This window comes from Muricoccus pecuniae, assembly GCF_014199205.1.
Lineage (GTDB): Bacteria > Pseudomonadota > Alphaproteobacteria > Acetobacterales > Acetobacteraceae > Roseomonas > Roseomonas pecuniae.
This window is the reverse complement of the sequence record NZ_JACIJD010000006.1, coordinates 19,483-34,160: the sequence shown is the minus strand read 5'-3', so window position 1 is coordinate 34,160 and position 14,678 is coordinate 19,483. Positions and strand designations below refer to the sequence as shown.

Annotated in this window: 12 protein-coding genes; 8 read left to right on the top strand and 4 right to left on the bottom strand. The window is 70.7% G+C overall.

What is annotated here, in order from left to right:
• Positions 1-24 precede the first annotated feature (24 nt).
• From prpB to FHS87_RS07810, 3 genes are all read left to right on the top strand, one after another.
• Positions 25-945 (top strand): methylisocitrate lyase, encoded by a 921-nt coding sequence (gene prpB, locus FHS87_RS07820; protein ID WP_184515923.1) that lies wholly within the window; start codon positions 25-27, stop codon positions 943-945.
• Positions 942-1,409: a DUF192 domain-containing protein gene (locus tag FHS87_RS07815; protein WP_184515920.1), complete on the top strand. Its 468-nt coding sequence runs from the start codon at positions 942-944 to the stop codon at positions 1,407-1,409. The genes prpB and FHS87_RS07815 overlap by 4 nt, the downstream gene beginning before the upstream one ends.
• Before the next feature lie 593 nt (positions 1,410-2,002).
• A complete protein-coding gene (locus tag FHS87_RS07810; RefSeq protein WP_184515918.1) occupies positions 2,003-3,472 on the top strand; it encodes a glycosyltransferase family 39 protein in 1,470 nt (489 codons plus the stop codon).
• A 105-nt stretch (positions 3,473-3,577) separates the two neighbouring features.
• Here the strand turns inward: FHS87_RS07810 and FHS87_RS07805 are convergent, their stop codons facing one another.
• Both FHS87_RS07805 and FHS87_RS07800 read right to left on the bottom strand, forming a co-directional pair.
• The gene (locus tag FHS87_RS07805; RefSeq protein ID WP_246418218.1) at positions 3,578-4,528 is read right to left on the bottom strand and encodes an MBL fold metallo-hydrolase; all 951 of its coding nucleotides are present in this window, start codon (positions 4,526-4,528) and stop codon (positions 3,578-3,580) included.
• Entirely contained in the window at positions 4,525-5,376 is an 852-nt protein-coding gene (locus tag FHS87_RS07800) for an ATP-binding protein (RefSeq protein WP_376766427.1), read from the bottom strand. Before FHS87_RS07800 ends, FHS87_RS07805 begins: the two co-directional genes overlap by 4 nt.
• 170 nt (positions 5,377-5,546) lie before the next feature.
• Here FHS87_RS07800 and yajC point away from each other — a divergent pair, with 170 nt between their 5' ends.
• Positions 5,547-5,894 carry a preprotein translocase subunit YajC gene (gene yajC / locus FHS87_RS07795; RefSeq protein ID WP_184515914.1) on the top strand — a complete coding sequence of 116 codons (348 nt, stop codon included), beginning with the start codon at positions 5,547-5,549 and terminating at the stop codon, positions 5,892-5,894.
• A gap of 107 nt (positions 5,895-6,001) precedes the next feature.
• On the opposite strand, the gene FHS87_RS07790 is transcribed toward yajC, so the two are convergent.
• Positions 6,002-6,637 (bottom strand): superoxide dismutase, encoded by a 636-nt coding sequence (locus FHS87_RS07790; protein ID WP_184515912.1) that lies wholly within the window; start codon positions 6,635-6,637, stop codon positions 6,002-6,004.
• Positions 6,638-6,768: 131 nt separating this feature from the next.
• Between FHS87_RS07790 and FHS87_RS07785 the strand changes: the two genes are divergently transcribed.
• A complete protein-coding gene (locus tag FHS87_RS07785; RefSeq protein WP_184515910.1) occupies positions 6,769-7,551 on the top strand; it encodes a squalene/phytoene synthase family protein in 783 nt (260 codons plus the stop codon).
• Positions 7,552-7,561: 10 nt separating this feature from the next.
• Here the strand turns inward: FHS87_RS07785 and uvrA are convergent, their stop codons facing one another.
• Positions 7,562-10,441, bottom strand: a complete 2,880-nt coding sequence (gene uvrA / locus FHS87_RS07780) for an excinuclease ABC subunit UvrA (RefSeq protein WP_184516452.1) — start codon at positions 10,439-10,441, stop codon at positions 7,562-7,564.
• A gap of 336 nt (positions 10,442-10,777) precedes the next feature.
• Between uvrA and ssb the strand changes: the two genes are divergently transcribed.
• The 3 genes from ssb to coaD all read left to right on the top strand — a co-directional run bounded on the left by ssb (position 10,778) and on the right by coaD (position 14,649).
• Entirely contained in the window at positions 10,778-11,338 is a 561-nt protein-coding gene (ssb, locus tag FHS87_RS07775) for a single-stranded DNA-binding protein (protein WP_184515909.1), read from the top strand.
• Positions 11,339-11,453: 115 nt separating this feature from the next.
• The gene (gyrA, locus tag FHS87_RS07770) at positions 11,454-14,150 is read left to right on the top strand and encodes a DNA gyrase subunit A (RefSeq protein ID WP_184516451.1); all 2,697 of its coding nucleotides are present in this window, start codon (positions 11,454-11,456) and stop codon (positions 14,148-14,150) included.
• Positions 14,143-14,649, top strand: coding sequence for a pantetheine-phosphate adenylyltransferase (gene coaD, locus FHS87_RS07765; RefSeq protein ID WP_184515907.1), 507 nt, complete (start codon positions 14,143-14,145; stop codon positions 14,647-14,649). Before gyrA ends, coaD begins: the two co-directional genes overlap by 8 nt.
• Positions 14,650-14,678: the final 29 nt, after the last annotated feature.

Here is a 14,678-nt window from a genome sequence, read left to right as displayed (position 1 = left end):
GACGTCCATGCCGGGAGGTGACCAATGCCCTATGTGATCGGAGAGAGCCTGCCGGACGCCCCGGCCGGCCAGCGCTTCCGCGCCCTGCTGGAGCGGCCGGGCATCCTGCGGCTGCCCGGGGCGCATACGGGCATGGCGGCGCTGCTGGCCAGGCGGGCGGGCTTCGAGGGCCTCTACATGTCCGGCGCGGCCATGTCGGCCAATATGGGCCTGCCGGACCTCGGCATGATCACGGTGGACGATGTCTGCTGGTACATCCGCCAAGTTGCCCGCGCCTCGGCCCTGCCCGTGCTGGTGGATGGCGACACGGGCTATGGCGAGGCGCTGAACGTCATGCACATGGTCCGCTCCTTCGAGGAGGCCGGGGCCGCCGCGGTGCATCTGGAGGACCAGCTCCTCCCGAAGAAGTGCGGGCACCTCAACGACAAGAAGCTCGCTGATCCCCAGGACATGGCGGCTAAGGTGGCCGCGGCGCGCAAGGCGCGGCGCCACCTCTACATCATCGCCCGCACGGACGCAGCGGCGAGCGAGGGGATGGACGGGGCGGTCGCGCGGGCGAAGCTCTACATGGAGGCCGGGGCGGACGCGATCTTCCCCGAGGCGCTGAACACCGCCGAGATGTTCCGCGAGTTCGCGCGCCGCATGCCCGGCGTGAAGCTGCTGGCGAACATGACCGAGTTCGGCCGCACCCCCTTCTTCACGGACAAGGAGTTCGAGGAGATGGGCTACGCGATGGTGATCTGGCCCGTCTCGGCGCTTCGCGTGGCGAACCGCGCGATGGAGGAGCTCTACGCGGCCATCAACCGGGACGGCGGCACGCAGGGTATGGTGGACCGGATGCAGACCCGCGCCGAGCTCTACGAGGCCATCGGCTACCACGACTACGAGGCGCTGGATCAGACCCTGGTCAGGACCGTCATCCCCGAGGGCATGCCCCACCGATGAGGCGCCGCTCGATCCTCGGGCTGCTGGCGCTCGCGCCGGCGGCCGCCCTCGCGCAGGAGGGGCCGCAGCCGAAGCTGCCGGCGGAGCCGCTGGTCATCGTCACCCGCGACGGCAAGCGGCACGAGTTCCAGGTGGAGATGGCGATCGACCCCGGGCAGCAGATGGTGGGGCTGATGTTCCGCCCCTCCGTCGCGCCGAACGAGGGCATGCTCTTCGACTGGGGCCAGCCCCGCGAGAGCAGCATGTGGATGCGGAACACCATCGCCTCTCTCGACATGCTGTTCATCACGCAGGAGGGCAGGGTGCTGCGCATCGCCGAGCGCACCGTGCCGCGCAGCCTCGCCACCATCAGCTCCAACGGCCCCGTGCGCGCCACGCTGGAACTCGCGGCCGGCACGGCGGAGCGGCTGGGCATCCGCGTCGGGGACCGGGTGGAGCAGCGGATCTTCGGGACGGCACGCTAGAGCGGCCTGTGCGCGAGATCGGATCCACGGCAGCAGGAAGCGGCCGGCGCAGCGCCGATCCCGTGGTGCCGAATGCTGATGTCCCGCCCCGATCAGGGCGGGCACCGTCGGCTCGCGCCGTTGGATCTCCGAGGATGGTAGCGGCAGGTGCTGGCCCAGGCGTGATGGCGTCCTGGCCAAGTCGGAGAGCGTCACCGGCCGAGCCTCGGCATCCGTTGCGGCGCAGGCCGTGACTGCGCTTCCAGGTGCCAGAGCCTTTTCAATATGTCATCAGGCTCGTCGAATGCGATTTTCCAGCGACGCGGCCGGCGCTGACGACGAGAATGGCGAATAGGAAGGCGCGGGCGCACCCTGCCGGCCCGAAGCTCTCCCGAGCGACCATGCCGGACCAGCGACCATCGGTGGCCATTTCACATCCGCATTATTAGAATCCGGCGAAGCTTCCGGCGGCAAGGGCGAGATCGATGGCAGGAGACTGGTTGCGGCCGGACGCATGGATCAACGCTGCCCCGGAGACCGTGCCCCATCTAAGGGCCTCCTCCATTGCGCGGGCTGCCCCGGCCGGGACCATCGGTCGGATTGCGTGGGACCGGATGAAGCCTGGCCTGCTGCTGCTGGGCGTGGCTCTCCTCGCACGATGCGCTTTCTTCGGGAATCCGGTGATCGAGGGCGACGAGCAGTTCTACCTGCTGGTCGGCGATCGGTTCCTGAAGGGCGCGCTGCCCTATGTCGATCTCTGGGACCGCAAGCCCATCGGGCTGTTCCTGCTCTACGCCGGCATACGCCTGCTCGGCGGGGAGGGGATCCTCCAGTACCAGTTGGTCGCAACGCTCTTCGCCGCCGCCACGGCCTTGCTCATCGCACGGATCGCGGCCGAAGTCGGAGCCCGCCGGGGAGCGGTGCTCGCTGGCGTGGTGTATCTGCTCTGGCTGAACCTGTTCGGCGGTGGGGGAGGGCAGTCGCCGGTCTTCTACAATCTCTTCATCGCCGGTGCAGCGCTTCTGACCCTGCGCGCCGCCGCGCATCCGGCCTCCGGGATCCGGCTGCTGGGCCTCGGCACCGGTGCCATGCTCGCGGCCGGCCTGGGGATGCAGATCAAGTACACGGCGCTCTTCGAGGGTGCCTTCCTCGGCTGCGTCCTCCTCTGGCGTGGCTGGCGCTCCGGCCTCTGCCTGCCGCGGCTCCTCGGCTACGCCCTGATCTGGATCGGCGCGGCGCTCCTTCCGACGGCTGCGGCACTTGCGGCCTATGCGGTGCTGGGAGAAGCGACCGCCTTCATCTTCGCGAACTTCACCTCCTTCTTTCATCGCAGCACCGCGGCGGGCGGCTCCGCGCTCGGGCGGCTGGCGGTCATGGCGGCGCTGCTCTCGCCGCTCGCGCTCTGCGCCGGGCTCGGCCTGCGCGCGGCACGCGGCGCGCTCCTCGTCGCGGCACCGGGCGCGATGCGCGCCGACCGCTTCCTGGCTGCATGGTTGGGCGTCGCCGCGGCCGGCGTGCTGCTCCTCGGCACCTACTACAACCACTACGCCCTGCCGCTGCTCGTGCCGCTCTGCGCGGCTGCCGCGCCGCTGCTCGGGGATCCCCGGCGCCGGCTGGCCACGGTCGGGCTGGTGCTGTTCGCCGTGCTTGCCGGCGGCGCAATGGTGGCTGCGCACGGCCGCTCGCGCGGCAATGGCGAGGAGATCAGGGCCCTGGCCGCGGAGATGCGCCTCGGGTCCGGCGAGACCCTCTACGTCTTCGACGGCGACCCGGTGCTCTATCATCTGGCCGACAGTCCATTGCCGACCCGCTTCGCCTTCCCGACCCATCTGAACGATCTCAGGGAGACGGCCGGTATCGGCACCGACCCGCTGGCGGAGTTGCACCGCATCCTCGCTGCGCGCCCGACCTTCATCGTGACGACCGACATGCCGCGCCCGCGCAACAACCCCGCGGCCTGGCGCATGGCGGAGGAGGTATTGCGCGCCGACTACCGGCTGGTCCGGTCGGTTGCCGCGGGCGACCGCGCCCGCCTGCTCTACAGGCGGGTTGACCGGAGCGGCAGCCTTGCCAGCGGCGAGTAGATGGCCCGTGTGCCGCTTCCGGTGGTCCGATGCTGGTATCGGCTCAGCCGGCCGTGGGCCTCCGGCGTGCCGGATGAGGGCGCCAATCTCCGGGGATCGGACCCTCTAGAGCGGCAGGGTGATCGTCTGGCCGAAGCGTGGGACGATGAAGTCCCCCTCGGCCAGCCCGGCACCCGACCGCGCCTCGGCGAGCGCCCGCGCGGGCTCGTCGATCCCCTCCTGGGTGAGCTTGAAGGTCCCGAAATGCATGGCGATGGCGGTTCGCGTGCGCGTCTCCGCCCGCGCCCGCACCGCCTCCTCCGGGTTCATGTGGACCGCCCGCATGAACCAGCGGGGCTCATAGGCGCCGATCGGGATCATGCCGATCGAGAACGGCCCGAGCTCCGCCCCGATCTCCGCCAAGTGCCCGCCATGGGCCGTGTCCCCGGCGAAGAGGATGCTGCCCGCCGCCGTGCGGATGGCGAAGCCGCCCCAGAGGGAGCGCCCGCGATCCCCGATGCCACGGGCGGAGAAGTGGTGGGCGGGGAGGTAGGTGACCATCGCGCCGCCGACCGCGGTCTCCCCCCACCAGTCCAGCTCCTCCACGCCGCCAATGCCGTTGCGCGAGAGGATGGGGGCGTTGTTCAGCCCGGTGACGATGCGCGGCGCCCCGAGGCGGCGGAGGGTGGGCACGTCCAGGTGGTCGTAGTGGTTGTGCGAGAGCAGCACCGCGTCGAGCGGCGGCAGGGCGTCGAGCGCCAGCGCGGGGCGGCGGGCGCGGCGCGGGCCGAGGAAGGGCAGGGGGCTGCACCGCTCCGACCAGATGGGATCCGTCAGCAGCGTCGGGCCGCCCGCGACGCGAATGAGGAAGCTCGCATGCCCGATGAAGGTGATGGCGGCATGGCCCGGCGGCGGCTCGGCGGGCGGCACCTCGGCGGGGTCCTCCACATGGCGGGGCCAGGGCGTGCCCGCCCCCTCCCGCATCATCCGCCAGACCTGGGCGAGGGGCTGGCCCGCCACGCCTCCGTCGGGGTTCAGGAAGCGGCCGTCCGGCCCCTTCCGCGCGCCCTGCCTCAAGCTCCCACCTTCACGCCGAGCTCCCCGGCCATGTCGAGGGCGAACTGCCAGGCGACGCGGCCAGAGCGGGAGCCGCGGGTGATCGTCCACTCCTTCGCCCGCGCCAGCAGCGCCTCCCGCTCGATGGGCAGGCCGAGCGCGCGGGCATAGCCCTCGACCATGGCGAAGTAGGTGGTCTGGTCGCAGTTGTGGAAGCCGATCCAGAGGCCGAAGCGGTCGGAGAGGGAGACCTTCTCCTCTACCGACTCGCTCGCATGGATGGCGCGCTGCCCCTCGTTCTCGATCATGTCGCGCGGCATGAGGTGCCGGCGGTTGGAGGTAGCGTAGAACACGACATTGGGCGGCCGCCCGGCGATGCCGCCGTCCAGCACCGACTTCAGCGCCTTGTAGTCCGCGTCCTCGCGCTCGAAGGAGAGGTCGTCGCAGAAGACGAGCACCCGGCGCGGCTGTTCCCGCAGGACCTCCAGCAGCTCGGGCAGCGTCACGATGTCCTCCCGCGCGATCTCGATCAGCGCGAGGCTGCCCGGGCCCCCCCGGTTGGCCTCGGCATGGGCCGCCTTCACGAGGGAGGACTTGCCCATGCCACGCGCCCCCCAGAGCATCGCGTTGTTCGCCGGCAGGCCGCGCGCGAAGCGGAGCGTGTTCTCCAGCAGCAGCCGCTTCTGCGCCTCGACCCCCTGGAGAAGGGCGATGTCCACGGCCGAAACCCGGCGCACGGGGGCCAGGCGGGGCAGGGGGGCGGGGTGCCAGATGAAGGCGTCGGCGCCGTCCAGGCGAGGCGCGGCATGGGCGGCAGGCGCCATGCGCTCCAGCGCCTCCGCGATCCGGGTGAGCAGGGCATCGTTCATCATGGCTTGATTCATCGAGGCTTTCCGGGGCGCCGCCGGGCTCGGCTTGACGCGGAGGGGTGGGCGACTAGTTTCCGCCCGAAGCTGAAGCGTGCCGCGCTTCGGATTGTCAACCGCGCGCGTGCCCAGGCACCGCGTCTCCTCAAACGACCGGACGGAAGCCCAGCCCCATGTTCATCTCCCCGGCCCTTGCCCAGGACGCGGCCGCCGGCGGCGCGACCGGACTGGTCATGCAGTTCGCCCCGCTCGTCCTCATCTTCATCGTCTTCTACTTCATCCTCATCCGCCCCCAGCAGAAGAAGATGAAGGAGCACCGCTCCATGCTGACCCAGCTCAAGCGCGGGGACCGCGTGGTGACGGCGGGCGGGCTGGTGGCGACCATCATGAAGGTGAAGGAGGGCTCGGACGAGATCGAGGCCGAGATCGCCCCGAATGTCCGCGTGACCGTGGTGCGCGGCACGATCGCCAGCGTGATCCGCCCGACGGCCGCGAACGACGCCGCGCCCACCAAGGGCTGATCCCAAGGACTGATCCGGGAGCACCGGATACGGAAAGGGCGCCGCGGGGAGGACCCGCGGCGCCCTTCCTCGTTCTCCCGGCCCGGTTTGCCCGGCCGGGTGACGGATCAGGCCGACTGGCCGGACTGCATGCCCTTGTCGAGCAGGGAGGCCACGAACTCCCAGTTCACCAGCTTGTCGAGCCAGTTGGTCAGGTAGTCCGGACGGCGGTTGCGGAAGTCGAGGTAGTAGGAGTGCTCCCACACATCGACGCCGAGGATGGGCGTGCCCTCGCCCGTGGCGATCGGGTTGGAGCCGTTCGGGGTTTTGGTGATCTTCAGCTTGCCCGAGGCGTCCTGGACCAGCCAGGCCCAGCCCGAGCCGAACTGTGTCACGCCGGCCTGCTTGAAGTCGTCCTTGAACTTCTGCAGCCCGCCGAGATCGCTCTCGATCTTCGACATCAGGTTGCCCGGGATCTTGTCGTCCCCGCCGTTGGGCGACATCACCTGCCAGAACAGCAGGTGGTTCCAGTGCTGGCCGGCCTGGTTCAGCACGGGCGTGCCCTCGGCCCCGGCCTTCCCGGCCTCGGCGACGATCTGCTCCAGCGTCTTGCCCTGGAGGCCCTTGCTCTCGACCAGGCCGTTGAGCGCGGTGACATAGGCCTGGTGGTGCTTGCCGTGGTGCAGCTCGAGCGTCTCCTGCTGCATGCCGCGGGCTGCGAGCGCGCCGGGATCGTAGGGCAGGGGGGGCAGGCTGAAGGCCATGAGGCATCTCCTTCCGGTGATTCGGGCCGCAATGTCGTCCTTGTGAGCGCCGGGGCCAAGGGCGGGGCGCCTCAATCCGGCGCGATGGTTCCGGCTTGCCAGCGGGGCCGCCGGGGTCCAAGGGATCGCGCATGGCCGAGGCCCCAGCCCTGTCCGCCCCCGCGGAGATCGCGCGGCGGCACGATCCCGACCGCTTCCTCTGCGCCCTCTTCGCGCCCGCGGAGAAGCGGGAGACCGTCTTCACCCTCATCGCCTTCAACCACGAGCTGGCCCGGGCGCGGGAGGCGGCGCGGGAGCCGCTGATGGCCCTGATCCGCCTGCAATGGTGGCGGGAAGCGGTGGAGGAAGCCGTGGCGGGCAAGCCGGCGCGTCGGCACGAGGTGGCCGAGCCCCTCTCGCGGGAGATCCGCGCGGGAGCGCTCGATCCCGCCGCCCTGCTCCGCATGGTCGAAGTGCGGGAGGAGGCGGAGACCGGTGAGGAGGCCGTGCCGCTGATCGATCGCCTGCGCGGCACCGCCGGGGCGATGGCGGCGGAGACGGGCCGCCTTCTCGGCGTGCCGGAGGAAGGCCTGGACGGGCTGCGCCGGATCGGAACGGCCTATGGGCTGGCGGGGACGCTGCGCAGCCTCGCCGTCCTGGCTGCGCAGGAGCGTGACCCCCTTCCGCCCGGCAGGGAACCCGCCGAGGCCGCGCGCGAGTTAGCGCGCGAGGGGCTGATGCTGCTGGAGGAGGGCCGCCGCTCGCTCTCATTCCTGCCGCGGCAGGCTGTCGCCGCCGCGCTGCCGGCCGTGCTCGCCCAGCGAGACCTGCGCCGCGTGCTGCGCCCGGACTGGCAGCCCGGCGCGCCGCCCGCCCCGCGCGCGCTGGGGGACCGGCTGGCCGTCACCTGGGCCGGCTGGCGCGGGCGGGTCTGAGCCGTCGAGGTCAGGCCCGCTTGCGGCGCTTGGCCGGGGCGGGCTCGGCGATGGGCCGGCCGGCGAGCAGCGGGGCCAGGAAGCGCCCGGTATGGCTCTCCGGGCTGGCCGCCACCTCTTCCGGCGTACCCTCGGCCACGATGCGCCCGCCGCCGTCGCCGCCCTCCGGGCCCATGTCGAGCAGCCAGTCGGCGGTCTTGATGACCTCAAGGTTGTGCTCGATCACCACCACCGTGTTGCCCTGGGCCACCAGCGCGTGCAGCACCTCCAGCAGCTTGCGGACATCCTCGAAGTGCAGGCCCGTGGTCGGCTCGTCCAGGATGTAGAGGGTGCGCCCCGTGGCGCGGCGGGCCAGCTCCTTGGCGAGCTTGATGCGCTGCGCCTCGCCGCCCGAGAGCGTCGTCGCCTGCTGGCCCAGGTGGATGTAGCCGAGGCCGACCTCGGTGAGCACCTTCAGCTTGTCCCGGATGGCGGGGACGGCGGAGAAGAACTCCAGCCCCTCGTCCACTGTCATCTCCAGCACGTCGGAGATCGACTTGCCCCGGAATTTCACCTCCAGCGTCTCGCGGTTGTAGCGCTTGCCCTTGCAGGTGTCGCAGGTGACGTAGACGTCGGGCAGGAAGTGCATCTCGATCTTGATGAGCCCGTCGCCCTGGCAGGCCTCGCAGCGGCCGCCCTTCACGTTGAAGGAGAAGCGCCCGGCCTTGTAGCCGCGGGCGCGGCTGTCCGGCAGTTCGGAGAACCAGTCCCGGATGGGGGCGAAGAGGCCTGTATAGGTCGCGGGGTTGGAGCGCGGCGTGCGGCCGATCGGCGACTGGTCGATGTCGATGATCTTGTCCAGGTGCTCCAGCCCCTCGATCCGCTCGTGCGGCGCGGGGACGGTGCCCGCGCCCATCAGCCGGCGCGCGGCCGCCTTGTAGAGCGTCTCGATCACGAGCGTGGACTTGCCGCCGCCCGAGACGCCCGTGACGCAGGCGAAGGTGCCCAGGGGCAGGGAGGCCGTGACGGACTTCAGGTTGTTCCCCGCCGCGCCGACGACCTTGAGCATCCGCTTCGGGTCCGGCGCGCGGCGCGTCCCCGGCACGGGGATGGAGCGGCGGCCGGACATGTAGGCGCCGGTGATGCTGTCGGGATTGGCGGCGACCTCCTCGGGCGTGCCGTGGGCGATGATGCGCCCGCCGCCCGCGCCGGCCGCGGGGCCGATATCCACGAGGTAGTCGGCGGCCCGGATCGCGTCCTCGTCGTGCTCGACGACGAGGACCGTGTTGCCGATGTCCCGCAGGCGCCGGAGCGTGCCGAGCAGCCGCTCGTTGTCCCGCTGGTGCAGGCCGATCGAGGGCTCGTCCAGCACGTAGAGCACGCCGGTCAGGCCGCTGCCGATCTGGGAGGCGAGCCGGATGCGCTGGCTCTCCCCGCCCGAGAGGCTGGCGCTGCCGCGGGACAGCGAGAGGTAGTCGAGCCCGACATCCACGAGGAAGCGCAGCCGGTCGTTGATCTCGCGCAGGATGCGGCGCGCGATCTCCTGCCGCTGCGGGGTGAGCTGGTCGAAGACGCCCGCGAACCACTCCATCGCGCGGCGGATGGAGAGGGCGGAGGCACCGGCGATGTCCATCCCCGCCACCTTCACGGCCAGCGCCTCGGGCTTGAGGCGCGCGCCGTGGCAGACATGGCAGGGGCGGTTGGACTGGTAGCGCTGCAGGTCCTCGCGGACCCATGGGTTGTCCGTCTCGCGCAGGCGCCGCTCGAGATTCGGGATCACGCCCTCGAAAGGCTTCTTCACCTCATAGGCGCGGAGCCCGTCCTTGTAGCGGAGCGTCACCACCTCGCCCGTGCCGCCCAGGATGCCCTCGCGCGCGGCCTTGGGCAGGTCGGCCCAGGGCGTGTTGGTCGAAACCTTGTAGTGCTTCGCCAGACTGTCGAGCGTCTGGTCGTAATAGGGGGAGGAGGCGCCCCCGGCCCAGGCGGCCACGGTGCCCTCGGCGATGCTCTTCGCGTCGTCCGGCACGACCAGGGCGGCGTCGAAGAAGGTTTCTGTCCCCAGCCCGTCGCATTCGGGGCAGGCGCCCTGGGGCGAGTTGAAGGAGAAGAGCCGGGGCTCGATCTCCTCGATGGTGAAGCCGGATTCCGGGCAGGCGAAGCGGGAGGAGAAGACCGTCCGCTCGCCGCTATCCGCCCCTTCGAGATAGACCACCCCGTCCGAGAGGCCGAGCGCCGTCTCGAAGCTGTCGGCAAGCCGCTGCTGGGCGCCCTCCCGCACCACAACGCGGTCCACCACGGCGTCGATGTCGTGCTTCTTCTTCTTGTCGAGCGGGGGCACCTCCTCGATGCGGAGGAGGGTGCCGTTCACCTTCACCCGCTCGAAGCCCCGGCGCTGGAGCTCGGCGATCTCCTTCTTCCACTCGCCCTTCTTGCCCTTCGCGATCGGCGCCAGGATCAGGAATCGCGAGCCCTCGGGCATGGCCATGGTCCGGTCGACCATCTGGGACACGGTCTGGGCCTCGATGGGCAGGCCGGTGGTGGGCGAGTAGGGCACGCCCACCCGTGCCCAGAGAAGGCGCATGTAGTCCGCGATCTCCGTCACCGTCCCGACGGTGGAGCGGGGATTGTGGGAGGTGGTCTTCTGCTCGATCGAGATGGCCGGGGACAGGCCCTCGATGCTGTCCACATCCGGCTTCTGCTGCAGTTCCAGGAACTGCCGGGCATAGGCGGAGAGGCTCTCCACGTAGCGCCTCTGCCCCTCGGCATAGATCGTGTCGAAGGCGAGCGAGGACTTGCCCGAGCCGGAGAGCCCCGTGATGACCGTGAGCGTCCCCTTCGGGATGTCCAGGTCCAGGTTCTTCAGGTTGTGCTGCCGGGCTCCGCGAATGCGGATATGGCCCCCGGTGCCGATCTCGAGCGCGCCGCGGTTGGCCAGGCGGTTGGCGGTGTCGGGCAGGCTGTCAGGCACGGGGCGTTCCGACCTTTTTGGCACGGGTTGATGTTCGCATTGTGTTCACGGACTTGTGCCACCATATAAGGGCGGCGGAAAGGGGTCGCCGGGGGGCGCCCCGACCGTCTCACCCCTCGGGGGCTGGCCTCACCAGCCCCCGAGGGGTAGTTTCCGTGGCCCGCGGCGGTTTCCCGCGCGGGCGGTGGTGATTCGCGCGGCCCCGGCACGCGGGGCCACTTCATGGTATGGAGAAGCCGTGGCCAGGGGTTTCCCGGGCCGGGCAGGGATGTGGGTGGCATGGCCGGCGTCAACAAGGTGATCATCCTCGGCACGCTGGGGCGCGACCCGGAGGTGCGGAATTTCCAGAACGGCGGCAAGGTGGTGAACCTGCGCGTCGCGACCTCCGAGCGCTACAAGGACCGCGAGGGCAACCAGCAGGAGCGCACGGAGTGGCACTCGGTGGCCATCTTCAACGAGAAGCTGGGCGAGATCGCCGAGCGCTACCTGAAGAAGGGCAACCAGGTCTATCTGGAGGGCCAGCTCGAAACCCGGAAGTGGACTGACCAGCAGGGGGTGGAGAAGTACACCACCGAGATCGTCCTCCGGCAGTTCCGCGGTGAGATCTCCCTCATCGGCGGTCGCGGCCAGGGCGGCGGTGGCGGCGCCGAGGAGGGCGGCTATTCCGGCGGCGGCGGCTTCGGCGGCGACCGGGGCGAGCGCGCCGGCTCCTCGGGCGGCGGCTATGGCGGCCGTTCCTCCGGCGGCGGGGCAGGGGCGAGCAAGCCGCGTAGCGGCGGCGGCGGTGGCGGCGGCTGGGACGCCCCCAAGGCCGACCTCGACGACGACATCCCGTTCTGACTTGGCCGTTCTGACCTGGCCAATCCGAGTTGGCCGTCCTGATCGTATTGGAAGAGATTAAGTGAGCGAGACGGAGAGCGGCGGCCCCTCTGACGAGCGGCCGTTCGACGAGACCATGCCCGTGACCCTCGAGGAGGAGATGCGGCGCTCCTACCTCGATTACGCCATGAGCGTGATCGTGGCGCGCGCCCTTCCGGACGCGCGGGACGGGCTGAAGCCGGTGCACCGCCGCATCCTCTTCTCGATGAACGAGAACGGCTTCACGTCGGATAAGCCCTACAAGAAGTCGGCCCGCGTGGTCGGCGACGTGATGGGTAAGTACCACCCGCACGGCGACAGCGCGATCTACGACGCCATGGTCCGCATGGCGCAGCCCTTCTCCATGCGCGTGCCGCTCATCGACGGCCAGGGCAACTACGGCAGCATGGACGGCGATCCGCCGGCCGCCATGCGCTACACCGAGGCGCGGCTGGCCAAGTCCGCCGCCGCCCTGCTGGCCGGGATCGACGAGGACACCGTCGATTTCAGCCCGAACTACGACGAGAGCGCGGAGGAGCCGCGCGTCCTCCCGGCCGCCTATCCGAACCTTCTCGTCAACGGCTCCAACGGCATCGCCGTGGGCATGGCGACGAACATCCCGACCCACAACCCGGGCGAGGTGATCGACGCGACGCTGGCGATGATCGCCGATCCCGATGTCAGCCTGGAACGGCTGATGGAGATCATGCCGGGCCCGGACTTCCCGACGGGCGGGCTGATCCTCGGGCGCGCGGGCATCAGGGCCGCCTTCGAGACGGGGCGCGGCTCCATCCCCGTGCGCGCGCGCTGCGAGATCGAGGAGATGCGTGGTGGCCGCCACGCCATCATCGTCTCGGAAGTGCCGTACCAGGTGAACAAGGCGACGCTGATCGAGCGCATCGCGGACCTCGCCCGCGCGAAGCAGGTGGAGGGCATCTCCGACCTCCGCGACGAGAGCGACCGCGACGGCATGCGGATCGTGATCGAGGTGAAGAAGGACGCGACGGCGGAGGTGGTGCTGAACCAGCTCTACCGCTTCACGAACCTCCAGACCTCCTTCCCCGTGAACTTCCTCGCCCTCGATGACGGCACGCCGCGCCAGATGGGGCTGCGCGACGCGCTCTCCGTCTTCATCCGCTTCCGCGAGGAGGTGATCACCCGCCGCAGCCGCTTCCGCCTGAACAAGGCGCGGGACCGCGGGCACATCCTGATCGGCCTCGCCATCGCGGTGGCGAATATCGACGAGGTGATCCGCATCATCCGCGCGAGCCCGGATGCCGCCGCGGCGCGTGAGGCGCTGATGGCGACGGACTGGCCCGCCGGCGACATCGGCACGCTGCTCGCCCTCGTGGACGATGCCGGCAACATCGTGACCGAGGACACGGTGCGCCTGACGGAAGCCCAGGCGCGTGGAATCCTCGAACTCACCCTGCGCCGCCTGACGGGCCTCGAGCGGGAGAAGATCCAGCAGGAGCTGGACGAGATCGCCGCTTCCATCCGCGAGCTGCTGGAGATCCTCTCCTCCCGCCCGCGGCGCCTGGAGCTGATGGCGCAGGAACTGGCCGAGGTTCGCGCCCAGATCGCCTCCCCGCGCATGACGCAGATCGTGGACGGCCTGGCCGACCAGGACGACGAGAGCCTCATCGAGCCCGGCCTCATGGTGGTGACGCTGACGCGCGACGGCTACGTCAAGCGCACGCCGCTGGAGACCTTCCGCGCCCAGAACCGGGGCGGGCGTGGCCGCAGCGCGGCCGGCACGCGGGAGGACGATGTCGTCATCCGCAGCTTCAACGCGCACACGCACCAGCACGTCCTCTTCTTCACCAGCCGCGGCATCGCCTTCCGCGAGAAGGTGTGGCGCCTGCCGGAGGCGGGCCCGACCGCCCGCGGCCGGTCGCTCCGCCAGTTGCTGCAGTTGCAGGACGGGGAGAAGGTCACGGCCGTCCTGCCCCTGCCGCAGGACGAGAGCCTGTGGGAGAACCTGCACCTCGTCTTCGCGACGGAGTGCGGCAATGTCCGGCGCAACAAGCTGTCGGACTTCCGCAACGTCCGCGCCGCCGGCCTCATCGCCATGAAGCTGGATGATGGGGACAGCCTGGTGGGGGTGCAGACCTGCCGCGAGGGCGACGACATCCTGCTCGCCACGCGCCTCGGCCGTGCCATCCGATTCACGGCGGAGGAAGGCGTGCTGCGCGTCTTCGCCGGCCGCGACTCCACCGGCGTGCGCGGCATCAGGCTCGTCGGCAAGGGCGATGCGGTGATCGCGCTCTCGGTCCTCCGCAACGTCCCGGCCACGCCGGACGAGCGGGCGGCCTATCTGAAGGGTGCCGCCGCGAGGCGCCGCGCCCAGGGGGAGGTGACGGCCGAGGAGGCCGCCGAGGCCACCGCCGCCGCCGAGGAGCTCGAGGAGAGCACCGAGGAGGTGGTGCTGAGCCCCGAGCGCACGCAGGAGCTGGCCGATGCGGAGGAGATCCTCCTCGTCGTCACCGATACCGGCTTCGGCAAGCGCGCCTCGGCCTATGAGTACCGCCGCTCGGGCCGGGGCGGGCAGGGCATCGCCAGCATCCCGCTCGGCCGCGGCAAGGGCCATGCGGTGGTCGCCACCTTCCCCGTGCGCCCCGGCGACGACGTGATGCTGGTGACGGATGGCGGGCGCCTCATCCGCATGCCGGCGGACCAGGTGCGCGTCATGGGCCGGCCGGCGGCGGGCGTGACGCTCTTCCGCCTGGACAAGGGCGAGGCGGTCACCTCCTGCTTCCCCGTGGTCGATGACGGGACCGGCACCGATGCCTGAGCGGGTCGGCGTCTATCCCGGCACCTTCGATCCCGTCACCAACGGGCATCTGGATGTCATCGCCCGCGCCGCGCGCCTGCTGGACCGGCTGGTGATCGGGGTGGCGATGAACGCCGGCAAGGGCCCGATCTTCCCGATCGAGGAGCGGGTGGAGCTGGTCCGCGCCGAGACGGACTCCATCGCGCGCTCCACGGGGGCCACCATCGCCGTGGTTCCCTTCGAGGGGCTGCTGGTGACCCTTGCGCGGGAGCACGGGGCGGGGATGATCATCCGCGGCCTGCGCGCCGTCTCCGACTTCGACTACGAGGTGCAGATGGCCGGGATGAACCGGCGGCTGGACCAGGGGGTGGAGACGGTCTTCCTCATGGCGAGCGAGACGAACCAGTTCATCTCCTCGCGCTTCGTGAAGGAGATCGCGCGGCTGGGGGGAGACATTTCCTCCTTCGTGCCCCAATTGACGCTCGAGCGCACGCTCGCCCGCGTCCGCCCGGCCCTGTGAGGCCGGGCGCGCAATAGGAACCGGGAGTC